This is a genomic window from Streptomyces sp. NPDC051561 (assembly GCF_044454195.1).
GTDB lineage: Bacteria > Actinomycetota > Actinomycetes > Streptomycetales > Streptomycetaceae > Streptomyces.
Genome location: NZ_JBITDM010000004.1, coordinates 511,117 through 534,578, shown reverse-complemented (window position 1 = coordinate 534,578; position 23,462 = coordinate 511,117). Strand labels below are relative to the sequence as shown.

Annotated in this window: 19 protein-coding genes; 8 read left to right on the top strand and 11 right to left on the bottom strand. The window is 72.5% G+C overall.

The genetic code is table 11. The features are described from left to right. Positions 1 to 169: 169 nt before the first annotated feature. From proC to ACIA73_RS13440, 5 genes are all read right to left on the bottom strand, one after another. On the bottom strand, positions 170 to 1,012 hold the full coding sequence (proC, locus tag ACIA73_RS13460) for a pyrroline-5-carboxylate reductase (RefSeq protein ID WP_399438575.1): 843 nt from the start codon (positions 1,010 to 1,012) through the stop codon (positions 170 to 172). A gap of 98 nt (positions 1,013 to 1,110) precedes the next feature. Beyond that, positions 1,111 to 1,848: an ABC transporter permease gene (locus ACIA73_RS13455; RefSeq protein WP_399438574.1), complete on the bottom strand. Its 738-nt coding sequence runs from the start codon at positions 1,846 to 1,848 to the stop codon at positions 1,111 to 1,113. Between the two features lie 27 nt (positions 1,849 to 1,875). Further along, entirely contained in the window at positions 1,876 to 2,661 is a 786-nt protein-coding gene (locus ACIA73_RS13450; protein WP_399438573.1) for an ABC transporter ATP-binding protein, read from the bottom strand. 107 nt (positions 2,662 to 2,768) lie between these two features. Then, complete coding sequence (locus tag ACIA73_RS13445; RefSeq protein ID WP_399438572.1) at positions 2,769 to 3,566, bottom strand: class I SAM-dependent methyltransferase; 798 nt, start codon at positions 3,564 to 3,566, stop codon at positions 2,769 to 2,771. Positions 3,567 to 3,757: 191 nt separating this feature from the next. Then, positions 3,758 to 4,327 carry a hypothetical protein gene (locus tag ACIA73_RS13440; RefSeq protein ID WP_399438571.1) on the bottom strand — a complete coding sequence of 190 codons (570 nt, stop codon included), beginning with the start codon at positions 4,325 to 4,327 and terminating at the stop codon, positions 3,758 to 3,760. Between the two features lie 109 nt (positions 4,328 to 4,436). Here ACIA73_RS13440 and ACIA73_RS13435 point away from each other — a divergent pair, with 109 nt between their 5' ends. Together ACIA73_RS13435 and ACIA73_RS13430 are read left to right on the top strand one after the other, a co-directional pair. Next, positions 4,437 to 6,743, top strand: coding sequence for a PQQ-binding-like beta-propeller repeat protein (locus tag ACIA73_RS13435; RefSeq protein WP_399438570.1), 2,307 nt, complete (start codon positions 4,437 to 4,439; stop codon positions 6,741 to 6,743). Positions 6,744 to 6,837: 94 nt separating this feature from the next. Then, positions 6,838 to 9,180 carry a protein kinase gene (locus ACIA73_RS13430; protein WP_399438569.1) on the top strand — a complete coding sequence of 781 codons (2,343 nt, stop codon included), beginning with the start codon at positions 6,838 to 6,840 and terminating at the stop codon, positions 9,178 to 9,180. Positions 9,181 to 9,236: 56 nt separating this feature from the next. Here the strand turns inward: ACIA73_RS13430 and ilvD are convergent, their stop codons facing one another. The 4 genes from ilvD to ACIA73_RS13410 form a co-directional block, all read right to left on the bottom strand. After that, on the bottom strand, positions 9,237 to 11,087 hold the full coding sequence (gene ilvD, locus ACIA73_RS13425) for a dihydroxy-acid dehydratase (RefSeq protein ID WP_399438568.1): 1,851 nt from the start codon (positions 11,085 to 11,087) through the stop codon (positions 9,237 to 9,239). 410 nt (positions 11,088 to 11,497) lie between these two features. Then, the gene (locus tag ACIA73_RS13420; protein WP_399438567.1) at positions 11,498 to 12,112 is read right to left on the bottom strand and encodes a TetR family transcriptional regulator; all 615 of its coding nucleotides are present in this window, start codon (positions 12,110 to 12,112) and stop codon (positions 11,498 to 11,500) included. Continuing rightward, the gene (locus tag ACIA73_RS13415; protein WP_399438601.1) at positions 12,109 to 12,960 is read right to left on the bottom strand and encodes a sugar phosphate isomerase/epimerase family protein; all 852 of its coding nucleotides are present in this window, start codon (positions 12,958 to 12,960) and stop codon (positions 12,109 to 12,111) included. Before ACIA73_RS13415 ends, ACIA73_RS13420 begins: the two co-directional genes overlap by 4 nt. 109 nt (positions 12,961 to 13,069) lie before the next feature. Next, positions 13,070 to 14,002 (bottom strand): Ppx/GppA family phosphatase, encoded by a 933-nt coding sequence (locus tag ACIA73_RS13410; RefSeq protein WP_399438565.1) that lies wholly within the window; start codon positions 14,000 to 14,002, stop codon positions 13,070 to 13,072. 76 nt (positions 14,003 to 14,078) lie between these two features. Between ACIA73_RS13410 and ACIA73_RS13405 the strand changes: the two genes are divergently transcribed. Then, positions 14,079 to 14,924: a hypothetical protein gene (locus tag ACIA73_RS13405; protein ID WP_399438564.1), complete on the top strand. Its 846-nt coding sequence runs from the start codon at positions 14,079 to 14,081 to the stop codon at positions 14,922 to 14,924. Between the two features lie 131 nt (positions 14,925 to 15,055). Here ACIA73_RS13405 and ACIA73_RS13400 read toward each other — a convergent pair whose 3' ends face one another. Further along, positions 15,056 to 16,888, bottom strand: coding sequence for a hypothetical protein (locus ACIA73_RS13400; protein ID WP_399438563.1), 1,833 nt, complete (start codon positions 16,886 to 16,888; stop codon positions 15,056 to 15,058). A 218-nt stretch (positions 16,889 to 17,106) separates the two neighbouring features. Between ACIA73_RS13400 and radA the strand changes: the two genes are divergently transcribed. Together radA and disA are read left to right on the top strand one after the other, a co-directional pair. After that, entirely contained in the window at positions 17,107 to 18,519 is a 1,413-nt protein-coding gene (gene radA, locus ACIA73_RS13395) for a DNA repair protein RadA (protein WP_399438562.1), read from the top strand. Between the two features lie 102 nt (positions 18,520 to 18,621). Then, a complete protein-coding gene (gene disA / locus ACIA73_RS13390) occupies positions 18,622 to 19,761 on the top strand; it encodes a DNA integrity scanning diadenylate cyclase DisA (RefSeq protein ID WP_399438560.1) in 1,140 nt (379 codons plus the stop codon). Positions 19,762 to 19,884: 123 nt separating this feature from the next. Here the strand turns inward: disA and ACIA73_RS13385 are convergent, their stop codons facing one another. Further along, positions 19,885 to 20,727, bottom strand: coding sequence for a hypothetical protein (locus tag ACIA73_RS13385; RefSeq protein WP_399438559.1), 843 nt, complete (start codon positions 20,725 to 20,727; stop codon positions 19,885 to 19,887). Between the two features lie 187 nt (positions 20,728 to 20,914). Here ACIA73_RS13385 and ACIA73_RS13380 point away from each other — a divergent pair, with 187 nt between their 5' ends. The 3 genes from ACIA73_RS13380 to ACIA73_RS13370 all read left to right on the top strand — a co-directional run bounded on the left by ACIA73_RS13380 (position 20,915) and on the right by ACIA73_RS13370 (position 23,459). Further along, positions 20,915 to 21,541: a phosphatase PAP2 family protein gene (locus ACIA73_RS13380; RefSeq protein ID WP_399438558.1), complete on the top strand. Its 627-nt coding sequence runs from the start codon at positions 20,915 to 20,917 to the stop codon at positions 21,539 to 21,541. A 132-nt stretch (positions 21,542 to 21,673) separates the two neighbouring features. Continuing rightward, complete coding sequence (locus ACIA73_RS13375; RefSeq protein ID WP_399438557.1) at positions 21,674 to 22,639, top strand: A/G-specific adenine glycosylase; 966 nt, start codon at positions 21,674 to 21,676, stop codon at positions 22,637 to 22,639. 178 nt (positions 22,640 to 22,817) lie between these two features. Further along, positions 22,818 to 23,459 (top strand): SigE family RNA polymerase sigma factor, encoded by a 642-nt coding sequence (locus ACIA73_RS13370; protein ID WP_399438556.1) that lies wholly within the window; start codon positions 22,818 to 22,820, stop codon positions 23,457 to 23,459. The last annotated feature ends 3 nt before the right edge of the window (positions 23,460 to 23,462 follow it).

Genomic DNA, 23,462 nt, shown 5'->3' with positions numbered 1-23,462 from the left:
GGTGGGCCGGGGTGGGTGGGGTGCGACTCCGTCGGGGGCCGCCCCCTTGCCCGCCCGTTCCGCCCCCGGGGGGCGGCCCCGCCGCCCAAGCGGGCTACCGGGGGTGGGAGGGGCGGGCGGGGGCCCGCCGCCCGCGCGGGCTGCCGGGGAGGGAAAGGGTGGGTGGGGGTTAGGCGGTGCCGGAGGCTAGGGCGCGGCTGCGGTCTCGGGCGGCTTCCAGTGCGGCGATGAGGGCGGCTCGGACGCCGTGCTTTTCGAGTTCGACGATGGCGTTGATGGTGGTGCCGGCCGGGGAGGTGACGGCTTCGCGGAGTTTTACGGGGTGTTCGCCGCTGTCGCGGAGCATGACGGCGGCGCCGATGGCGGCCTGCACGATCAGGTCGTGGGCCTGGTTCCGGGGAAGGCCGAGGAGGATGCCGGCATCGGTCATGGCTTCGACGAGGAAGTAGAAGTAGGCGGGGCCCGAGCCGGAGAGGGCGGTGGCGGCGTCCTGCTGGGACTCGGGGACGCGGAGGGTCTTGCCGACGCCGGAGAAGATCTCCTCGGCGTGGGCGAGGTGGGTGGCGTTGGCGTGGCTGCCGGCGGAGATGACGGACATGGCCTCGTCGACGAGGGCGGGGGTGTTCGTCATGACGCGGACGACCGGGGTTCCGGTGGCCAGGCGTTCCTCGAAGAAGGAGGTGGGGATGCCGGCGGCGCCACTGATGACCAGGCGGTCGGCGGGGAGGTGGGAGGAGAGCTCTTCGAGGAGCTTGCCCATGTCCTGGGGCTTGACCGTGAGGATGAGAGTGTCGGCGCGCTTGGCCGCTTCGGCGTTGGTGACGGACTCGACGCCGTAGCGGGTGCGGAGTTCTTCGGCGCGCTCGGAGCGGCGGGCGGTGACCAGGAGGTCGGCGGGGCGGCGGCCGCCGCGGATCATGCCGCTGAGGAGGGCTTCGCCGATCTTGCCGGTGCCGAGGACGGCGACGGTGGTGGGGGCCTTGGCGGGTTCGGGTGCGGCTGTGTTGGTCATGCGGATGTGCCCTCCGTGCCGGTGGAGCTGGGGTCGTGAGCGTGCACGGACATCTTCGCACCGGGGGTTTTGGGAGTACGGGGGTTTTCCGGGCGTGGTCAGGGGGTGCGGCGGCGGAGGGTGGCGGCACCCAGGAGGAGAACCAGGAGGGCCACGGCCGTGACGATCGAGATGTCGCGGAGGAAGGTGGCGGTGACCTCGGTCTGGGTGCGGATCTGGTCCATGGCGTCGACGGCGTACGACATGGGGAGGGCGGCGGAGATCGCCTCCAGGGCGGGGTGCATGGCGGCGCGGGGGGTGAAGAGGCCGCAGAGGAGGAGCTGCGGGAAGACCACCAGGGGGAGGAACTGGACGGCCTGGAACTCGGAGGCCGCGAAGGCCGAGACGAAGAGGCCGAGGGCGGTGCCCAGCAGGGCGTCCAGGACCGCGACCAGGAGGAGTAGCCAGGGGCTGCCGATGACGTCGAGGCCGAGGAGCCAGACGGAGAGGCCGGTGGCGAGGGCGGACTGGAGCAGGGCCAGGACGGCGAACGCGAGGGCGTATCCCGCGATGAGGTCGGCTTTCGCGAGGGGCATCGCGAGCAGGCGTTCCAGGGTGCCGCTGGTGCGTTCGCGGAGGGTCGCGATGGAGGTGATCAGGAACATCGTGATCAGCGGGAAGATGCCGAGAAGGGAGGCTCCGACGGCGTCGAAGGTGCGGTCGTTCGCGTCGAAGACGTAGCGGAGCAGCGCGATGAGGAGGGTGGGGACGAGCAGCATCAGGGCGATGGAGCGGGGGTCGTGGCGGAGTTGGCGGAGGACTCGGGCGGTGGTGGCGAGGGTGCGGGTGAGGGACATGGCGGGTCCTTGGGGCAGGTGCGGCGGCTAGGCGGTCCGGGCGACCAGGTGGAGGAAGGCGGCTTCGACGGTGGGGGTGGCGGTCCGGGCGCGGAGGGCGGCGGGGGTGTCCTCGGCGAGGAGGGTGCCTTCGCGCAGGAGGAGGAGGCTGTCGCAGCGTTCGGCTTCGTCCATGACGTGCGAGGAGATGAGGAGGGTGGTGCCCCGGGTGGTGGCGAGGTGGTGGAAGAGGGCCCAGAGGTCGCGGCGGAGTACGGGGTCGAGGCCGACGGTGGGTTCGTCGAGGACCAGGAGTTCCGGGGTGCCGAGGAGGGCGACGGCGAGGGAGGCGCGAGTGCGTTGACCGCCGGAGAGGTTGCCGGCGAGGGCGTCGGCGTGGGTCGTGAGGTCGACGTCGTCGATGGCGCGGGCGACGGTGGCGCGGCGGCGGTCGGTGGCGGCGCGGCCGGGGTCGAGGATCGCGGCGAAGTGGTCGAGGTTCTGCCGGACGGTGAGGTCGTCGAAGACGGAGGGGGCCTGGGTGACGTAACCCGTGCGGGAGCGCAGGGTGGGGTCGCCCGCCGGGAGGCCGAGGACCGTGAGAGTGCCGGTGACCTTGGCCTGCGTACCGACGACTGCGCGCATCAGGGTTGATTTGCCGCAGCCGGAGGGGCCGAGGAGGCCGGTGATGCGGCCCGCGGGGACGGTGAAGTCGAGACCGCGCAGGACGGTGCGGGTGCCTCGGACGACGGTGAGGTCGTGGGCTTCGATGGCGGGGTGTGTGGGTGAGGGGCTGGGCGGGGGGTTGGGCGAAGGATCGGGCGGGGTGGTCATGGGGACCTCCGGGGGTTATTCATCGCGTGATGAATAATCCTCCGGTAGGTGGGGGGCGTCAATTGGCCGGTGTGCGTGCCTTTCTGTTGGCCGTTTCCTGCGCTGGGTCAGGAGGGTTTGCACGCGACGTTGAGGTCTACGACGTAGGTCTCTTCGAGTTGGGCGGCGGGGAAGAGGGCGAGGAGGTGGGTGCGTTCTTCGGCGAGGAAGTGGGAGGTGACTTCGGGTCCGAGGACGAGGAAGGCGGAGTGGGTGGCGAGGTTGGCGAGGTGGGTGTCCAGGGGTACGCGGCGGCTCCACCGGATGAAGCGGCGTACGAATGTGAGGTCTCGGGTCGGGTCTTGGGCCTGGGTGAGGGACGGGGGGTGGCCGCCCGCGAGGGGGGTGGGGCTCTCGTCGGTGCCGAAGAAGGTGCGGAGGCGTTCGGCCTGGGCGTGCTGCCAGGGGACGTCGGTGGCGGTGGTGTTCCACCAGAGGGCGAGTGCGCCGCCGGGGCGCAGGACGCGCAGGGCTTCGGGGACGGAGCGGGCCGGGTCCGTCCAGTGCCAGGCCTGGGCGTAGGTGAGGAGGTCGACGGAGGCGTCGGCCAGTGGGAGGGCGTTGCCGTCGCCGCGTAGGAGGGGGACGTCGGGATGGGCTCGGTGGAGTTCGGCGGCCATGCCTTCACCGGGTTCGACGGCGATGACGTGGGCGCCGCGGGAGCGGAGTACGGCGGTGGCGATGCCGGTGCCGGCGCCGATGTCGGCCACTTGGGCGGTGGCGAGGGGGCGGCCCGAGAGGAGTTCGAGGGCGTCCAGGAGGGCGGGGGGGTAGGAGGGGCGGTGGGCGGCGTAGTTGGCGGCGGCGGGGTTGAAGGAGTGGGCGCGGGATTGGAAGGGGGTGAGGGGGGTGGGGGTGGGGTCCATGGCGTCATCCTGGGCCTGGGGAGAGGTTTGAGGGAGGGGGTGGTGGGGTGGGCAGGGGGTGGGGTGGGCCGGGATGGGGTGGGTGCGACTCCGTCGGGGGGGGCGGCCCCGCCGCCCAAGCGGGCTGACGGGGGTGGGAGGGAGAGGCAGCGGCCCCGCCGCCCGAGCGGGCTGACGGGGGTGGGTGGGGGTTAGTTTTTTCGTTTGGGGGTTTTTTTGCGGGTGGCGGGGTTGCCGGTGCGGGTGTTGCGGCGGCGGGTGTACTGGGCGAGGGCGGTTTCGTATTCGTGGCGGTGAAGTTTTTCGCCGGGGGCTTCGGTGAGGGAGCGGAAGAAGTAGGCGAGGAGGGAGCCGACGAAACCAATGGTTTTGAGGCTGCGGAGCTGCTGGTCACGGGAGGGGTCGGTGGGGCGGGTGGTGAAGCTTTCCCAGGTTTTGCGGAAGGCGATCGCGCTGCACACCGCGAACATCACGATGACGAGGGCGCCGACGAAGCCGCCGACGTCGGCGATCTGAAGGCCCTGGTAGGCGAAGCGGAGGAGGAAACAGCCCGCGGCCGCTGCCGCGATCGAGCCGACCGCCACGCCGGCGCGGCGCAGGGCGTAGCCGTTGGTGTGTTCCAGCCAGGTGGTGCCGAAGAAACGGATGGGTTCCGGCTGGGGGCCCGCGGGGGTGGGCGGGGTGGCTGGAACGTTGGAGCCGGTGGGGCTGGTTGCGTCACTGGGGGTCGGGGGGTTGGCGTTCTGGGGGTTGTCGCTCACGGGGGCGATTATCCCCGGAGTGGTGTGGGGACGGATGCGGCGTGGGGGCGGGCGGGGCGGGTGATTACTCTGGCGTAGCAAGAGAATTCGCCGGGGACGGAGTTGGCCGATGACGTTGTCCGAGGGCGACCCGGATTCCATCGGCGGCCATCGGGTGGTGGGTCGGCTCGGTACCGGGGGCATGGGGACCGTCTTCCTCGGAAGGTCGCCTTCCGGGCGTGAGGTCGCGGTCAAGCTGGTGCACGAGCAGTACGCCTCGGACCCCGATTTCCGAGCTCGCTTCCGGCGTGAGGTGGTGGCGGCACGGCGGGTGAGCGGGGCGTTCACCGCTCCGGTGGTGGACGCGGATCCGGAGGCCGTACGTCCGTGGATGGCGACCCAGTACGTCCCCGGGCCGACCCTCGCCCAGCGGCTGCGCACGCACGGTCCGCTGTCCGGGAGCGAGCTGCGTGAACTCGCCCTCGGCCTGGTCGAGGCGCTGCGGGACATCCACCGGGCCGGGGTCGTCCACCGGGACCTCAAGCCCGCCAACGTACTGATCGCGCCGGACGGGCCACGGGTGATCGACTTCGGGATCTCCCGGGCCTCGGACCACCAGACGATGACGGTGACCGGGCATGTGATGGGCACGCCACCGTTCATGTCGCCGGAACAACTGGTCGATCCGCGGACCGCCGGGCCGCCCTCCGACGTCTTCTCGCTGGCGGCGCTGCTGGTGTACGCGGCGGTGGGGCGCGGCCCCTTCGACGCGGACAGCCCGTATCTGGCGGCGTACCAGGTGGTGCACGGGCCGCCGGATCTGACCGAGGTGCCGGCGCCGCTGCGGGAGATCGTGGAGCGGTGCCTGACGAAGGAGCCGGCGCAAAGGCCCGGGATGGACGCGCTGGAGCGGGACTTCCGGGGCATGGCCGACGGATGGGCGGCGCTGCCGCTGCCGGAGGCGGCGCCCTGGGCCTCGGAACCGACCGCCCCCACCGGCGTACCGTCGAAAACGGCAGGCGCGGAAGAGGTCGAGGGGGCGCAGGGACCGTCGTTGCCGTCCCTGGGCAGTTCGGTCACCTCGCACGGCGCCGTCGCCGAAGTCGGCGCGCGCAAGGGCGGGCGGCGGCGGGTGCTGGTCGCGGGGGCCGCCGCGCTGGCGCTCGGGCTCGGTGGTGTCGGCCTCACCCAGTACGTCAACGACCGGGACACCGCCACGAGTTCCCCCCGGGAGGCGAAGAACTCCGCGCGCCGGGACACCCCGGCCGCCAACCGGCTCCCCACCGGTTGGCGCCCCTGGAAGGCCGCGCTGCCGTCGGACGGGACTCCGTACACCCCCGACCAGATCCGCGAAACCGGTTGTCTGACGGCCGGCAGCGCCACCTACTGCGGGGGCATCGGGACGCATCTCGCCCGGCTCGACCAGGCGAGTGGCCGCACCGTGTGGACCGCGAAGGCGCGGCGGCTGGACCCTCGCAGTGACAGCCTCAACGACTCCCGGCCGGTGGCCGCCGACGACCGTACGGTCTTCGTGGCCGAGGACGACGGCGTCGGCTCCGGCCGGTACCGCCTGGTGGCCCTCGACGCCGCCGACGGCCACCGGCGCTGGCAGCAGGAGGTCCCGTACGCGAACCGCTCGTCCGCCGCGATCGTGGACCGGCTCGTGCTGCTTCCCGGCGCCGCTCCCGGCGAGGTCGTCGCCCGTGACAGCGTCACCGGGGCGGTGCGCTGGCGCTCCGCCCCTCCCCCGGGGCTGCTCTGCGACCCGTTCCGGATGGAGCGCAACCTGTACGGCGACTGCCGGAACCAGAAGGCCGGCGCCGCCCTGCGCACCACCTATGTCCGCTACGACCGCGCCACCGGCAAGCAGACCCGGATCACCGGGACGTACGACAGGACCCATCAGCTGCTGGGCGAGTTCGAGGGGCAACTGGTCTTTGCGCGGTGGCGGCAGAACGACGTCGCGGACGCGTCGCTGCACGACGAGTCGCGGGGTGACTTCGACGCCCTGGTGACGGTCGATCCGACCGGTGCCCGCTCCGTGCTGCCCGCCGCGCTGCCCCAGCTCCCGGCGGGTGCGCCGTGGCTGTCGGGGCGGGTCGTCTACTTCGTGCATCCGGGCGGGGTGGTCTCCGCGCACAGTGCCGTGAACGGGGAGCAGCTGTGGCGTACGGACTCGGAGGTGCCGAACCTGGGCCGGCCGGCGACCGACGCGTCCGGCCGCCATCTGTACGTACCCGCCCTGGACGGCCGGGTACTGGCGTTCGACGTCCGTACCGGGAAGGAAGTGTGGAGGTCCGCGGCGCTGCCCGGCAGGGCGGCGCCGAACTCGCCGCCGGTGATGGCGGTACGGGCGGGGGCGGCGCTGGTGGTGACCCGGCCGGACGCGACGGTGTTCGGGGTGGCGCCGAAGGTGCCGGGGGCGATGGCGGAATAACGGTTCTCACTCTTCCCCCGGAGGATCCGGCCAGGGATTGGTCCCTGTGCTTACTCTGGGCCTCAACAGCATTTATGGGGGATGGAGTTGGGTCGTGACCTTGTCCTCGGGGGATCCGGCGTCGATCGGTGGCCATCGGATCGTGGACCGGCTCGGGACCGGAGGCATGGGGACCGTCTTCCTCGGAAGGTCGCCTTCCGGGCGTGAGGTCGCGGTCAAGCTGGTGCACGAGCAGTACGCCTCGGACCCGACCTTCCGTACCCGGTTCCGGCAGGAGGTGGCGGCGGCCCGGCGGGTGAGCGGGGCGTTCACCGCGGCCGTGGTGGACGCGGATCCGGAGGCGGAGCGGCCGTGGATGGCCACGCAGTACGTGCCCGGGCCGACCCTCGCCGAGCAGCTGCACCGGCACGGGCCGCTGTCCATGGGCGAGTTGCGGCAGTTGGCGCTGGGGCTGGTCGAGGCGTTGCGGGACATCCACCGGGCCGGGGTGATTCACCGGGACCTCAAGCCCGGCAACGTGCTGATGGCCTCGGACGGGCCGCGGGTGATCGACTTCGGGATCTCCCGGGCGGCGGACCATCAGACGCTGACGATGACCGGGCATGTGATGGGCACACCGCCGTTCATGTCGCCGGAGCAGCTCAGCGATCCGCGCACGATCGGGCCCTCGTCGGATGTGTTCTCGCTGGCGGCGCTGCTGGTGTACGCGGCGGTGGGGCGCGGCCCCTTCGACGCGGACTCCCCCTACATGACGGCGTACCAGGTGGTGCACGAGCCGCCGGATCTGGATGAGGTGCCGGAGCCGTTGCGGGGGGTGCTGGACGGGTGCCTGACGAAGGAGCCGCAGGAACGGCCGCCGCTGGACGCGCTGGAGCGGCAGTTCCTGGGCATGCCGGGTGGGGCGGCCGGCGCGGGGGTGGCAGCCACGGTGGTGACCCCGACGGTGGCTGCGCGCCCCCGGGACGTACCGCCCTCTCCTGTGCGGCGGGCGTCCTCTCCTGTGCGGCGGGCGTCCGCGGAGGGACAGCAGGACCCCGCCGAGGGACAGCTGGACCCCGCGGAGGCGGCCGGGCCCGTCCGGGCGGCCGGTGGTCCGGGGCGGGCGCGGCGGCGGGTGTGGGCCGCGGTGGCTTCGGTACTGGTGCTCGGGATCGGGGCCGGGGGCCTCGTGTACTACCTCAACGCACTGGAGGATGCCCGGAGTTCCCGCGACTCGGGAGCGACTGACGGGAGGGCGTATCCACCGCCCGGCGCCCGCCCGGCCGCCGACCGGCTGCCCCCCGGCTGGCGCCCCTGGCAGGCCCAGCTGCCGATCGCCGACCCCTCCGCGCAGCGCACCAGCGGACCCCTCAACATCCGCTGCGCGACGGCCGGTTCGGCCACCTACTGCGGCGGCGTCGACGTGCGCACGGTACGGCTCGACCAGGCGGACGGCCGCATCATGTGGCAGACCAAGGACCGGGCCGACGGGCCGGCCGAGGGGGTCAGCGACAACTCGGCACCGTTCGGTGCCACCACCGACACCGTCCTCGTCAGCGAGACGGACGGCAACGGTGCCTCCCGCCTGGTGTCCCTCGCCGCCGCCGACGGTCACCGCCTCTGGGAGCGCCCGGCCGGCTCCGACACCTATGTGAGCGGCGCGGTCCTGGGCCGCCTCGCCGTGGGCCCCGATGCCCGGGGCGAAGCCCTCGCCGCCCGCGACGTCCTCACCGGTGCGACGAAGTGGACCTCCTCCGACCCCCAGGGGTTGCAGTGCCAGCCGCGCGTCCTGCGGGAGCAGCTCTACGGGGTGTGCGAGGACGAGCAAGGTGACGGCACCGGCCGCCTCACCTACGTCGGGTACGACCCCGCCACGGGCAAGCAGACCCGGATCGCCAGTTACGGCAAGGGCTACGACCTGGTCGGCGAGGCCAACGGGCGGCTGGTGTTCGCGAAGTGGCGGCGCACCGACGCCGACGCGACGGTCCGGCACGGCAACCGGACGGGCGAGTACGCCGCCCTGGTGCTGCGGGACCCCACCGGAGCACGGCCCGCCGAGACCGTGCAACTGGGCGACTACGCGGCCGGGGGCCCCAGCCTCTTCGCCGGCACGCTCTACTTCGTTCAGCCGTCCGGCATCATCGGCGCCGTCTCCGTCCGGGACGGAAGGAAGCTGTGGCGCATCGATTCCGGGGTCCGGGACCTGGGCGTTCCGCTGACCGACCGCGACGACCGCCATCTGTTCGTGCCCGCCACGGACGGGCGGGTGCTGGCGCTGGACCTGCATACCGGCGGGGAGGTGTGGCGGTCCGCCGCCAGGGGCGGGGCACCGGTGGAGAACTCCGATCCGGTCGCGATGGTGCGCAACGGTGGCGCGCTGGTGGTCACGCGGACGGACCGGACCGTGTTCGGCATCGTCCCCGAGGTACCGCCGCCGGCTCCGGGGCACCCGGGCTGACCGCGCCCCCTGCTTCCGCGTGTACGGGAAGCAGGGAGTGCGGCCGCCCAGCCTGCTCAGCCCAGCTTGGACACGTCCCGGACCGCGCCCTTGTCCGCGCTGGTCGCCATGGCGGCGTACGCACGCAGCGCCTGGGAGACCTTGCGCTCGCGGTCCTTCGGGGCGTAGACGCCGCCGAGTGCCTCGTCGCGCTCGGCCAGCTCCTGGTCGGAGACGAGGAGCTCGATGGTGCGGCGGGGGATGTCGATGCGGATCCGATCGCCGTCCTCGACGAGGGCGATGGCGCCGCCGGAGGCCGCTTCGGGGGACGCGTGGCCGATGGAGAGGCCCGAAGTGCCGCCGGAGAAGCGGCCGTCGGTGACCAGCGCGCACGCCTTGCCGAGGCCGCGGCCCTTGAGGAAGGAGGTCGGGTAGAGCATCTCCTGCATGCCCGGGCCGCCCTTGGGACCCTCGTAACGGATGACGACCACGTCACCCGGCTTGATCTCCTTGCGGAGGATCTTGTCGACGGCGGCGTCCTGGGAGTCGCAGACGACGGCCGGGCCCTCGAAGGTCCAGATCGACTCGTCGACGCCGGCGGTCTTCACGACACAGCCGTCGGGGGCGAGGTTGCCGCGCAGGACCGCGAGTCCGCCGTCCTTGGAGTAGGCGTGCTCGACGGAGCGGATGCAGCCCTCGGCGGCGTCCTTGTCGAGGGTGTCCCAGCGCTCGGACTGGGAGAAGGCGGTGGCGGAGCGCTTGCAGCCGGGGGCGGCGTGCCACAGCTCCTCGGCCTCGGCGGACGGGGAGCCGCCGCGCACGTCCCAGGTCTTGATCCAGTCGGCGAGGGACGGGGAGTGCACGCTGTGCACGTCCTCGTTGAGGAGTCCGCCGCGGTACAGCTCGCCGAGGATGGCGGGGATGCCGCCGGCCCGGTGGACGTCCTCCATGTAGTACGTGCGGTTCTTGCCGACGTTCGGGGCGACCTTCGCCAGGCACGGGACGCGGCGCGAGATCTCGTCCATCTCGTGGAGCCCGAAGTCGACCTCGGCCTCCTGGGCGGCGGCGAGCAGGTGCAGGATCGTGTTGGTGGAGCCGCCCATGGCGATGTCGAGGGCCATGGCGTTCTCGAAGGCGGCACGGCTCGCGATGGAGCGGGGGAGGACGGTCGCGTCGTCCTGCTCGTAGTACCGCTTGGTGATGTCGACGATGGTGCGGCCGGCGTTCTCGTAGAGGGCGCGGCGGGCGGTGTGGGTGGCGAGGGTGGAGCCGTTGCCCGGGAGGGCCAGGCCGATGGCCTCGGCGAGGCAGTTCATCGAGTTGGCGGTGAACATGCCGGAGCAGGAGCCGCAGGTGGGACAGGCGTTCTCCTCGATACGGAGCATGTCCGCGTCGGAGATGTTCTCGTTGACGGCGTCCGAGATCGCGTCGACCAGGTCGAGGGTACGGACCGTGCCGTCGACCAGGGTGGCCTTGCCGGACTCCATGGGGCCGCCGGAGACGAAGATCGTCGGGATGTTGAGGCGCATGGCGGCCATCAGCATGCCGGGGGTGATCTTGTCGCAGTTGGAGATGCAGATCAGGGCGTCGGCGCAGTGGGCCTCGACCATGTACTCGACGCTGTCCGCGATGAGGTCGCGGGAGGGGAGGGAGTAGAGCATCCCGCCGTGGCCCATGGCGATGCCGTCGTCGACGGCGATCGTGTTGAACTCGCGCGGGACGGCGCCCGCGGCCAGGATCGCCTCGGAGACGATGCGGCCCACCGGGGCGAGGTGGGTGTGGCCGGGGACGAACTCGGTGAAGGAGTTGGCGACCGCGATGATCGGCTTGCCGATGTCCTCGCTCGCTACGCCCGAGGCGCGCATGAGGGCGCGGGCGCCTGCCATGTTGCGGCCGTGGGTGACGGTGCGGGACCTCAGGTCGGGCATCGGGGTTCACTTCCCTGCGGGTGCGGAGTGTGGAGGATGGGTGGGGTCGAGGGTACGCCTCGGGTCCAGGGTTTGGACAGGTTGTCCGGAGGACGGGATGAGTGGGGTGGGGTGGAGGTCGCCTGCGGCGGGCTGGGGAGCCTTTCCGCCGGGGCTCTTCCGCTGGCGCCACGTGCGGGGTGGCGCCGTGTGTGCCGGCTGGAAGGTGCGGGGCGGTTGCGCCTGCGGCGGGGGTTTGCCCCTCCCCGCCCCTTCCCTGAACCGCTCGCCGCGGGGCGGGTGGGGAGGTGCGGGGGTATTGGGGTTGCTCGCGCAGTTCCCCGCGCCCCTGGGATGCCCCTGCGGGGCACCAGGGGCGGGGGGGGGCAGGCACCCGGTGCAGGTGGGGGATGCATGGCCTCGGTTGGGGCCTAGCCCGTGAGGTAGGTCTGGAGGGTGGGGGCTACCAGGGATACCACCTGTTCCACCTCGGCCGAGGCCAGGGGTTCGGCTTCGATCACGTAGCGGAGGATGGCGATTCCGATCATCTGGGCTGCGGCCAGCTCTGCGCGGAGGGTCGGGTCCGGTACGGACAGTTCGGCGGCGATGCGTCGCAGCAGGTGGCGCAGGACGAAGCCCCGCAAGACCTTCGCCGCGCCCTCGTGGGTGAGTGCGGAGCGCACGACTGCCAGCAGTGGGGCCCGGGTCCTCTCGTCCTCCCAGACGCCGAGGAAGACGCGGGCGATGCGTTCGCCGAGCTGGTCGGGCGGGCCTTCGAGGAGGCGCGGGACGACCATCGCCGGTTCGAAGGACATCTCGATGGAGGCGGCGAAGACCTCGTCCTTGGTGCCGAAGTAGTGGTGGACGAGGGCCGCGTCGACCCCGGCAGCCCGTGCGATACCGCGCATCGACGTCTTGTCGTAACCGCGTTCGGCGAATTCGGTGCGGGCCGCGATCAGGATGCGGTCGCGGGTGGCGGGCCCGGCCGCCGACTCGGCGGTACGGGGCGGGCGCCCGCGGCGCCGGGGGGCGGTGGCGTCCGTCATGTACCGGGGAGGCGGGCCGGCCCGGTGGCCGCCCCCGGCGCGGACGCCGAAGCCAGGTGCAGCCGGGTGAAGGCGAGGGCCTCCGCCAGGTCGGCCTCCCGTTCGGCGGAGGACATGGCGCGGCGGGTGTTGACCTCGACGACGACATGACCGTCGAAGCCGGAGGTGGCGAGGCGTTCGAGGAGTTCGGCGCAGGGCTGGGTGCCGCGGCCGGGGACCAGGTGCTCGTCCTTGGCGGAGCCGTTGCCGTCGGCGAGGTGGACGTGGCCGAGGCGGTCGCCCATGCGGTCGATCATGGCCATGGCGTCGGTGCGGGCGGTCGCGGTGTGCGAGAGGTCGACGGTGAAGTGCCGGTAGTCGTCCTTGGTGACGTCCCACTCGGGGGCGTACGCCAGCATCTCGCGGTCCTTGTAGCGCCACGGGTACATGTTCTCGACGGCGAAGCGGACATCGGTCTCGTTCGCCATCCGCCAGATCCCGCTGACGAAGTCGCGGGCGTAACCGCGCTGCCAGCGGAAGGGCGGGTGCACGACGACCGTGGAGGCTCCGAGCTTCTCGGCGGCGGCCTGCGCGCGCCGGAGCTTGACCCACGGGTCGGTCGACCACACCCGCTGGGTGATGAGGAGACACGGGGCGTGGACGGCGAGGACCGGTACGCCGTGGTGGTCGGAGAGTCTGCGCAGGGCCTCGATGTCCTGGCTGACGGGGTCGGTCCAGACCATGACCTCGACGCCGTCGTAGCCGAGGCGTGCCGCGATCTCGAAGGCCGTCGCGGTCGACTCCGGATACACCGAGGCCGTGGACAGCGCGACCTTCGCATCCGGGATGCGCACCACTGGTTTCGCCACTTCTGCCACGGGGACAGCGTACGGGCCGCGTGCGCGCGACGAGGAGGGGAGGGGCCTTTCGCACGGCCGTGCGAGAGCCCCCGCGCGTGGCCCCGGGCCTTCCGTACCGTCAGGACGAGGTCATGTTGTCCAGGCGGCGCAGGATGACGCCCTCGCGCAGGGCCCACGGGCCGATCTCCAGGGTCTGCACCTCGAAGAGGTCCATCGCGGCTTCGGCGACGAGGGCTCCGGCGAGGAGCTGGGGGGCTCGGTCGGCGGAGACGCCGGGGAGGTGGGAGCGCTGTTCGGCGGTCATCGCGGTGAGTTTCGGCACCCATTCCTCCAGCGAGGAACGGCTGAGTTCACGCTGTACGTAGAGGCCTTCGGCCGAGCGCGCGGCGCCCGCGATCCGGGCGAGCTGGCGGAAGGTCTTGGAGGTGGCGACGACGTGGTCGGGCTTGCCGAAGCGGGCGAACTCCCCGACCGTTCGGGCGATCTGTGCGCGTACGTGACGGCGCAGCGCCCGTACGTCCTGGGGGTCCGGCGGGTCGCTCGGCAGATGGGCGGCGGTGAGCCGGCCCGCGCCCAGCGGGAGGCTGACGGCGGCGTCCGGGTTCTCGTCGATGCCGTACGCGATCTCCAGCGAGCCGCCGCCGATGTCGAGCAGCAGCAGCTTGCCGGCCGACCAGCCGAACCAGCGGCGGGCGGCGAGGAAGGTGAGGCGGGCCTCGTCCTCGCCGGAGAGGACCTGGAGGTCCGCCCCGGTCTCCTCGCGTACGCGGGTCAGTACCCGGTCGGCGTTGCTGGCCTCCCGTACGGCGGAGGTGGCGAACGGGAGTACCGCCTCGCAGCCCTTGTCCTCGGCCGCCTGCATCGCCTCGCCGACGGTACTGACCAGGCGGTCTATGCCTTCGGGGCTGATCGCGCCGTCCTCGTCGAGCAGCTCCGCGAGGCGGAGTTCCGCCTTGTAGGAGTGCGCGGGGAGGGGACGGGCGCCGCGGTGGGCGTCGACGACCAGCAGGTGCACCGTGTTCGAACCGACGTCGAGGACTCCGAGTCTCATGGACGGAACGCTACTGCGGCGCCGCACGGGCGCTGCACGGGCGTCGCGGGCCCGTCGGTGCGCCTACGCTTGCCCCGTGCCAAAGACGAAAAAGGCGAAGCCGGGAAAAGCCGCGAAGCAGTCGGAAGCGGGCGCTGCGGTGAGTGTGAGTGACGAGCAGGGTCTGGACTTCGCCCGTGCGTGGGTGGAGTTTCCCGATCCGGAGGACAAGGAGCAGGTCTTCCGCTGCGATCTGACCTGGCTGACGTCCAAGTGGACGTGCATCTTCGGCAGCGGCTGCCAGGGCATCAAACTGGGCCGGGCGGCCGACGGCTGCTGCACGCTGGGGGCGCACTTCTCCGACGAGGACGACGAGAAGCGGGTGGCCGGGCATGTGGCGCGGCTGACGCCGGACATCTGGCAGTTCCACGACATCGCGCAGACCTCGAAGGGCGTCAAGGGCCCGAACGGCGGCTGGGTGCAGGCGGACGAGGACGGCGACCGGCAGACGCGCCGCTGGGAGGGCTCCTGCATCTTCCAGAACCGGCCCGGGTTCGCGGGCGGTGCGGGGTGCTCGCTGCACATCCTGGCGCTGCGCGAGGGCAAGGAGCCCCTGGAGACCAAGCCGGACGTGTGCTGGCAGCTGCCGGTGCGGCGGACGTACGAGTGGATCGAGCGTCCGGACGACACGAAGATCCTTCAGGTCACCATCGGCGAGTACGACCGGCGCGGGTGGGGCCCTGGAGGCCACGACCTGCACTGGTGGTGCACGTCGGCGACGTCGGCGCACGGGGCGGGGGATCCGGTGTACGTCTCGTACCGTCCCGAGCTGACGGAGCTGATGGGGGCGGGCGGTTACGCGCGGCTGGTGGAGCTGTGCGAGGCGAGGCTCGCTTCTCAGCTGCCGCTGGTGGCACCGCACCCGGCGGACCCGCAGGGCTGAGGGGCCGCAGGGAGTTTCGCGTGGGGCCCGGATCCGGCGAACGGATCCGGGCCTTAGCTGTGCGGCCTGAGCGCCCGGCGGCTGAGGGGGCGGGTGGGGCTGAGGGTGTCGCGCCGGTGGGGCTCAGGTGGTTACGCCGGTGGGGCTGAGGGGGGCGGCTCGCTGGGCGGGGGCTCGCCCGTCGGGCTCGTCGGGGGAGTCGTCGGCGGCTCGGTGGGAGGAGTCGTCGGCGGCGTGGTGGGGGGCGTGGTCGGCGGGTCCGTGGGAGGACTCGTCGGGGGCGTGGTCGGTGGGGACGTCGGGGGTGACGTGGGCGGCGCGGTCGGTGGGTTCCGAGTGGGGCTCGGGGTGTCACCAGGAGTCGGGCCGGGACCGGGGTCGCCGCCGTGGCCGGGCCCGGGAGAGCCGCCGTCGCCCGGGCCCGGGCCGCCCGTGGACGTACCCCTGCCGGAGACCGATATCACCGCCCCGGACGGCGAGACGCCGAGGCGGGCCGTCCAGGGCTCGGTCGGCTCGCGGCCGTGGTCGACCGTGATGTAGACGGTGTACGAGTCGCCGGGGGCCAGCGTCCCGGAGGTGCGGCTCAGGTGCAGCCAGGGTGCGTTGGACCACATCGACCAGGTGACCGGCGCCGTGCCGGAGGCCGTGAGGCGGACGACCGTGGCGTCGCCCGAGGGTTCGGCGGTGACGGTCAGGGTGCCCGCGCCCGGCGACGTACGGCCGGGTGTCACCACCTTGACCGCGATGCCGCCGCCGCCCAGCGAGAAGCTCGGGTCGGGCCTGCTGTGCGAGCTGCCCGCGTTCTCGTAGCCCTCGGTGGAGCCGTCGTGCGGAATTCCGTCGCGCCCCGGCACCCCGTCCTCCTCGCTCGCCGTGACCGAGGCACCCCGGTGCCCCTCCCCCGTCGCGGGTGCGCCCCGGTACGCCGCCCACAGCGCCAGCACCGGCGCGGCGACGACGGTGGCGACCACCGTCGTGGTCACCGCCCGGGTCCGCAGCCGTTCGCGGCGGGCGGCCCGGTCCTTGGGGTCGAGCGGGAAACCGGTGCGGTCGAAGCGCGGGGTGCCGCCGCGGGGCACCCGCGGGGCGTGCAGCATCGCGACGTACGCCGCCGCTCTCGGCGCCTCGACGAGGGGGAGGCTGCCGGGGGAAGCGCCCGTTCCTGGCCAGGGTCCGGCCGCGCCGGTGCGTTCGGCGGCGCGGCGGCAGAGGGGGCAGTCGTCGACGTGCCGGACCAGTTCGCCGCGCAGTGCCGTGCTGAGGAGGACCTGGTTGTCGCCGGTCAGGCGGGTGACGGTCGGGCAGGTGCCGGACTCGACGACGACCAGGGCGGCGCGGGTGCGCTCCACCTCGCAGGCGGCCGCGGCCAGCAGTTCGCGGGCTGCCGGGTGGTCGAGGCCGAGGACGGCGGCGAGCTGGCGGGCGCCGAGGCCGTGCCGGACCGCCAGTTCGAGGGCCTCGCGCTGCTCGGGGGTGGTGCCGGCCGCTTCGGGCCAGGCGAGGCGGGCCAGGTCGGCATGCCGTGCGCGGGCCACGCTCTCCTCGACCGGAAGCTCCGGTTCCGGAATGGCGGAGGGCGGGCGGTGGGAGGGGTGGCCGCCGTGGGTGGCCTGGCGGCGGCGCTTGTCGTCGGCGAGGCGGCGCAGGCAGCCCCATCGTGCGAGTGCGTAGAGCCAGGCCTTGCGTTCCGCCTCTTCGGTGGGGCTGCGGCCGAAGCTGCGCTCGGCGAGGGCCAGTACGTCACCGAGGACGGCGGTCGCCACGTCGTGGTCGCGCAGTACCGAGAGCGCGTAGGTGAACAGCCCGTCCAGATACGGCTCGTACCGGGTCGGGGGCCGCTGGGTGAGCGTGCGGGGTGCGCGCCGGTGCGCCCGGCGGCTGCCGGTGGCGCCGTCCTTGGCGCTCCCGGTGGTGCCGGTGCTACCGGTGGTGTGCGTGGGGTGCTCCCGCCTGCTGGTCGTCACCCGGCCGACCGTAGGGGCGCCACACCCGCCCCCTGGCCCTCCTGGCACCCATTTAATCCGTACGGGTGAACAGATCCCTCAAAAGGGGTCAGGAATCCCGGGATTCCCTCCCCATTCGGCCCATACCGGTGGCCTATGCCCCTACGGATTGCGACCGCCTCCGGCCGCCTCCGACCGCCCCCGGCCGCGTTGTCAGACCCCGTCTGTACGGTGACGCCATGGCTGCCCGTACGAAATCCGCGAAGGACCGGCCGTCCTACCGCTGCACCGAGTGTGGCTGGACTGCCGTGAAGTGGCTCGGCCGCTGCCCCGAGTGCCAGGCCTGGGGGACGGTGGAGGAGTACGGCGGCGCACCCGCGGTCCGTACGACCGCCGCCGGCCGGGTCTCCACGGCCGCGCTCCCCATCGGCCAGGTGGACGTCCGCACCGCGACCGCCCGCTCCACCGGCGTGCCCGAGCTGGACCGGGTGCTCGGCGGCGGTCTGGTGCCCGGCGCCGTGGTCCTGGTCGCGGGCGAGCCGGGCGTCGGCAAGTCGACGCTGCTGCTGGACGTCGCCGCGAAGGCCGCCGACGACGAGCACCGCACGCTGTACGTCACGGCCGAGGAGTCGGCGAGCCAGGTCCGCTTGCGCGCGGACCGGATCAAGGCGGTCAGCGACCACCTCTACCTGGCGGCCGAGACCGACCTCGCCGCCGTGCTGGGCCACCTGGACGCGGTCAAGCCGACCCTGCTCATCCTGGACTCCGTGCAGACCGTCGCCTCCGCGGAGCTCGACGGCGCGCCCGGCGGCGTGGCCCAGATCAGGGAGGTGACGGCGGCCCTCATCCGGGCGTCCAAGGAACGCGGCATGGCGACCCTGCTGGTCGGCCACGTCACCAAGGACGGCAACATCGCGGGTCCCCGCCTGCTGGAGCACCTCGTGGACGTCGTCCTGTCCTTCGAGGGCGACCGGCACGCCCGGCTGCGCCTGGTCCGGGGCGTCAAGAACCGGTACGGGGCCACCGACGAGGTCGGCTGCTTCGAGCTGCACGACGAGGGCATCACCGGCCTCACCGACCCCTCGGGCCTCTTCCTCACCCGCCGCGACGTGGCCGTCCCCGGCACCTGTCTGACCGTCACCCTGGAGGGCCGCCGCCCGCTGGTCACCGAGGTCCAGGCCCTGACCGTCGACTCCCAGATCCCCTCCCCCCGGCGCACCACCTCCGGTCTGGAGACCTCCCGCGTCTCGATGATGCTGGCGGTGCTCGAACAGCGCGGGAAGATCAGCGCGCTCGGCAAGCGCGACATCTACTGCGCGACGGTCGGCGGCGTGAAGCTCACCGAACCCGCCTCCGACCTGGCCGTCGCACTGGCCCTGGCCTCCGCCGCCTCCGACACGCCCCTGCCCAAGAACCTGGTCGCGATCGGCGAAGTGGGCCTGGCCGGGGAGATCCGCCGGGTCACCGGGGTCCAGCGCCGCCTGGCCGAAGCACACCGCCTCGGCTTCACACATGCCCTGGTCCCGACCGATCCGGGCAGGGTTCCGGCGGGGATGAAAGTGACCGAAGTCGCCGACATGGGAGCCGCCCTGCTGGCCCTTCCGCGCCGGTCTCGCGCACAGGCCCCACGGAGCGAGGAGGAGCGCCGGTAGACTTTGCCCTGGTCTCGCCTGTCCACCGCGTACGCGAGGCGAAGTTGACCGCTCCGCCAGGGAGCGGCCCCAACCCGTGACCCCCGCGACCGGAGGAGTGCAGTGGCAGCCAACGACCGGGCCTCAGCCCCCGGAAAGTCCGGCTCGGGAGCCGGCAACTCCGGTGCCGGCAACGAGGCCCAGATCCGCGCCTCGCTGAGCGCGGTGGCCCCCGGCATGGCGCTGCGCGACGGTCTGGAGCGGATCCTGCGCGGCAACACCGGCGGTCTGATCGTCCTCGGCATGGACCGGACCGTCGAGTCGATGTGTACGGGCGGCTTCGTGCTCGACGTCGAGTTCACGGCCACCCGGCTGCGCGAGCTGTGCAAGCTGGACGGCGCGCTGATCCTCGACAAGGACATGACGAAGATCCTGCGGGCGGGCGTGCAGCTCGTCCCGGACGCGTCGATCCACACGGAGGAGACGGGGACGCGGCACCGGACCGCCGACCGGGTCTCCAAGCAGTGCAACTTCCCCGTCGTCTCGGTGTCGCAGTCGATGCGGCTGATCGCGTTGTACGTCAACGGGGAGCGGCGGGTCCTGGAGGAGTCGGCGGCGATCCTGTCGCGGGCGAACCAGGCGCTTGCCACCCTGGAGCGGTACAAGCTGCGGCTCGACGAGGTCGCGGGCACGCTGTCGGCGCTGGAGATCGAGGACCTGGTGACGGTCCGCGATGTCACTGCGGTGGCGCAGCGGCTGGAGATGGTGCGGCGGATCGCGACGGAGATCGCGGAGTACGTGGTCGAGCTGGGGACGGACGGGCGGCTGCTGTCCCTGCAGCTGGACGAGTTGATCGCCGGGGTCGAGCCGGAGCGGGAGCTGGTGGTCCGGGACTATGTGCCGGAGCCGACGGCGAAGAGGTCACGGACGGTGGGTGAGGCACTCACCGAACTGGACGCGCTGACACACAGTGAGCTGCTGGAACTGCCGATCGTGGCGCGGGCGTTGGGGTACAGCGGGTCGCCGGAGACGCTGGACTCGGCGGTGTCGCCCCGGGGGTACCGGCTGCTGGCGAAGGTGCCGCGGCTGCCGGGCGCGATCATCGAGCGGCTGGTGGAGCACTTCGGGGGGCTGCAGAAGTTGCTGGCGGCGAGTGTGGATGATCTGCAGACGGTGGATGGTGTGGGGGAGGCGCGGGCGCGGTCCGTGCGGGAGGGGCTTTCGCGGTTGGCGGAGTCTTCGATTCTGGAGCGGTACGTCTGAGGGGGAGCGGGGCGTAGGGCGCGGGTACGGGGGCGGCCGGGGCGGGTGGGGTGCGACTCCGTCGGGGGCGGGGAGGGGCATCTGCCCCGCCCGCACAGGCGGGCGGGGTTAACGCGGGATGGGTCAGTCCTTCTTCAGGAAGACCGAGGTGTCGCCCTTGGCGCCGGCCAGCTGGACGACGTAGGTGCCCGGTTCCACCGAACCGCCCGCCGGGGCATCGCACTTGGTCGCGTCGCTGCGGGTGCGGTCCCATTCCAGGGTGTGCTTGACGGTGGACTTGGGCGGGACCTGGAGGAAGAGCGAGCGGGCGCCCTTGGGGCAGTCCTTGGAGGACCAGACCGTCTCGTCCTTGGAGTTCTTGATCCTTACGGTGGCGGCGTCGGGGCCGAAGTCCATCTTGCAGGCGGCCGTCGAGGTGTTCCTGGCGATGAGCTCGAACTTGGGCTTCTGGTCGACGTCGATGTCGTTCTCGACCGCGCGAATGGTCAACTCCACCGCACCGGGGCCACAGTTGGGCAGCGGCGAGTTCGCCGGGAGCTGCTGGCCCGCACCGCCACCGGTACCGGCCGCGCCGCCGGCGCCACCCGTCCCCGTACCGCCGTCGGAACCCTCTGAGGCGCCCGCCGAGGAGCCGTCCGCACCGCCGGGGTCCGCGCCCCCGTCCGTACTGCCGTCACCCGTACCGCCGTTGCCCGCGCTGTCCGCGCCGCCGTCCTGGCCGGGGTCCTCGCGGCCACCGGGTTCGCCGGGGACCACGGGGCCGGTGCCCGAGGGGCCCGGGGTGATCGAGGCGGCTGGTGAGGGTCCGCCCTTGCCCTTGCCGTTCTTGTCGCCGTCTCCCCCACCGGAGAGCACGACCCAGAGCACCAGCACCACCATCAGCCCCAGCAAGGACAGCCCAACGGCCCTCCGTCGCCAGTAAATGGAGGAGGGGAGCGGCCCGACTGGATTACGCAGAGATCCCACGGCCCGAACTCTACGAGAGAAGCGGCCTCAACTCCTGCCCCACCCGCCGCTGTCACGACAACTTTTGCCGATCATCATTCCGGAGGCCGGGTCCACTCCCCCGTCGCGCCCGCTACTTTCGTCGGGTACGACGGGTGACGTTCGCCGATTGTGAGTGCCGACCTCATGTTCCGTACGGTCTGTGTTCATGGAAAGCAGCAGCGCGCTCTACCGCGCCATCCTCAACTTCGCGCACTCCACACCCGGCTGGTTCCAGTACCTGGCCGAGATATGGACGGAGCTGGGACTGCTGATCTTCGCGGGCCTCTTCCTGGTGGTGTGGTGGCGGGCGCGCGGCGACAGTGCGGCGTCCGTCGCGGTGGCCGTGCTGGCGCCGCTGGCGACCGGGGTGATGTACGTGGTGAGCGAGCTGTCCAAGTCGTTCATCACGGAGGACCGGCCGTGCCGGGCCGTCGCGCGAGCGGCCCGGCCGCTGATCGAGTGCCCGGAGGTGGGTGACTGGTCGTTCCCCAGCAACCACTCCACCATCGCCGGTGCGGCTGCCGTCGGGCTGATCCTGGCGTGGCCGAGGCTCGCGGTGTTCGTCGCGCCGATGGCCGTGCTGATGGCGCTGTCCCGGGTGTTCGTCGGCGTGCACTACCCGCACGACGTCGGGGTCGGCCTGCTGGTGGGCGGGATCGGCGCCGGGCTGCTGGTGTGGGGGTCCGCGCGGCTCGCCCAGAGCTCGGTCATGTGGATGCGGGCGAGCCGGATAGGGCTGCTGCTGTGGTTCGCGGGCCCGGGCACCACCCGCCGCACCCGGAGCCTCACATGAGGGGACTCCGCCCGCCGCCCACGAGAATGCCCCCAAGAGGCCACCGCACGCCGCTCCCGGGGCCCGGGATGAGCGCGCCCGCGTCCCGCCTCGGCCGTCCGCACACCGTTTCGTGCCAGGATCGGAAATGCCATGACTGCGACCACTGAGTTCACGCCCGAGACCGCGACCGCCCCCGAGACCGTCTCCGAAGACACCACCGGAACCGGTCCCTCCGCCGCCGCGCTCCCCGTCCTCCACCCCCATGTCAACGCCTGGTTCGAGGGTCACGCCCGCGACCTGCCCTGGCGGCACCCCGAAGCGGGCGCCTGGGGTGTGATGGTCAGCGAGTTCATGCTCCAGCAGACGCCGGTCGCCCGGGTGCTGCCGGTGTACGAGCAGTGGATGGCCCGTTGGCCGCGCCCCGCCGACCTGGCCGCCGAACCGTCCGGCGAGGCCGTCCGCGCCTGGGGCCGGCTCGGCTACCCGCGCCGTGCGCTGCGGCTGCACGGGGCGGCCACCGCCATAACGGAACGCCACGGCGGCGACGTACCGCAGGAGCATTCGCAACTGCTCGCGCTGCCCGGGATCGGCGAGTACACGGCGGCGGCCGTCGCCTCCTTCGCGTACGGACAGCGGCATGCGGTGCTGGACACCAATGTGCGCCGGGTGATCGCCCGCGCGGTGACCGGCGTCGAGTACCCGCCGAACGCGACCACCGCCGCCGAGCGCAAGCTGGCCCGGGCGCTGCTCCCCGAGGACGTACCGACCGCCGCGCGCTGGGCGGCCTCCTCGATGGAGCTCGGCGCCCTGGTCTGCTCCGCGAAGAACCCGGAGTGCGGGCGCTGCCCGATCGCCGCGCAGTGCGCCTGGCTGGCCGCGGGGAAGCCCCCGCACGAGGGTCCCGCGCGCCGTACCCAGGCGTACGCGGGCACCGACCGCCAAGTGCGCGGCCGGCTGCTCGCCGTACTGCGCGAGGCCACAACTCCCGTACCGCAGGCGTCACTCGACATGGTGTGGCACGAACCGGTGCAGCGGGCACGCGCCTTGGACGGGCTGGTTTCGGACGGTCTGGTGGAGCCGCTGGCGGGCGGGCGGTACCGGCTTCCGCAGAGTTAAACCTCCCGGGACCAACTCTTCGTTACACAACCGATGGACAGCCGTGCGTCCTCCGAGCGCTGGCCCGCACAGCCCCGTGACAAGCCCTCCGTAGCTTCATGAGCACAGGGGCTGCGCAGCTTGCGGAGCTGCTGACAGCAACCAGCTGAAAACGTGGGACGGGACGGAGGCGGTTCGAATGGCGCACGGCGAGGTGCTCGGATTCGAGGAGTACGTACGCACGCGGCAGGAGGCGCTGCTGCGCAGTGCACGCCGACTCGTCCCGGACCCGGTCGACGCCCAGGACCTGCTCCAGACGGCGCTGGCCAGGACGTACGGCCGCTGGGACGGCATCGAGGACAAGTCGCTCGCGGACGCCTACCTCCGCCGCGTCATGATCAACACGCGTACGGAGTGGTGGCGGGCCCGCAAGCTGGACGAGGTCCCCACCGAGCAGCTGCCCGACGCCCGCGTCGAGGACGGTACGGAGCAGCGCGCGGACCGCGCCCTGCTGATGGACATCCTCGGCGTATTGGCGCCCAAGCAGCGCAGCGTGGTCGTATTGCGGCACTGGGAGCAGATGAGCACCGAAGAGACCGCTGCCGCACTGGGTATGTCTGCCGGTACCGTCAAGAGCACCCTGCACCGCGCGCTCGCCAGGCTCCGCCAGGAGCTGGAGAGCAGGGACCTGGACTTCCGGGCCCTGGAGCGCGGCGAGGGGCGGCCGGTCGAGGGCCGGGTCGGCGGGCAGCGGGGCATCAGTAACACCAGCAGCCACGGCGGCGCTGACATGCGTGGTGGAGTGCAGGGCGAACGGGGGCAGGAGCGGTGCGCGGCCTAGGCA

Coding starts and splice junctions, on each gene's coding strand:
- ACIA73_RS13370 (WP_399438556.1), top strand. CDS start 22,818: ATGGCGCACGGCGAGGTGCTCGGATTCGAGGAGTACGTACGCACGCGG.
- ACIA73_RS13450 (WP_399438573.1), bottom strand. CDS start 2,661: ATGACCACCCCGCCCGATCCTTCGCCCAACCCCCCGCCCAGCCCCTCA.
- ACIA73_RS13445 (WP_399438572.1), bottom strand. CDS start 3,566: ATGGACCCCACCCCCACCCCCCTCACCCCCTTCCAATCCCGCGCCCAC.
- ACIA73_RS13410 (WP_399438565.1), bottom strand. CDS start 14,002: ATGAGACTCGGAGTCCTCGACGTCGGTTCGAACACGGTGCACCTGCTG.
- ACIA73_RS13380 (WP_399438558.1), top strand. CDS start 20,915: ATGGAAAGCAGCAGCGCGCTCTACCGCGCCATCCTCAACTTCGCGCAC.
- ACIA73_RS13420 (WP_399438567.1), bottom strand. CDS start 12,112: ATGACGGACGCCACCGCCCCCCGGCGCCGCGGGCGCCCGCCCCGTACC.
- ilvD (WP_399438568.1), bottom strand. CDS start 11,087: ATGCCCGACCTGAGGTCCCGCACCGTCACCCACGGCCGCAACATGGCA.
- ACIA73_RS13435 (WP_399438570.1), top strand. CDS start 4,437: ATGACGTTGTCCGAGGGCGACCCGGATTCCATCGGCGGCCATCGGGTG.
- ACIA73_RS13375 (WP_399438557.1), top strand. CDS start 21,674: ATGACTGCGACCACTGAGTTCACGCCCGAGACCGCGACCGCCCCCGAG.
- proC (WP_399438575.1), bottom strand. CDS start 1,012: ATGACCAACACAGCCGCACCCGAACCCGCCAAGGCCCCCACCACCGTC.
- radA (WP_399438562.1), top strand. CDS start 17,107: ATGGCTGCCCGTACGAAATCCGCGAAGGACCGGCCGTCCTACCGCTGC.
- ACIA73_RS13455 (WP_399438574.1), bottom strand. CDS start 1,848: ATGTCCCTCACCCGCACCCTCGCCACCACCGCCCGAGTCCTCCGCCAA.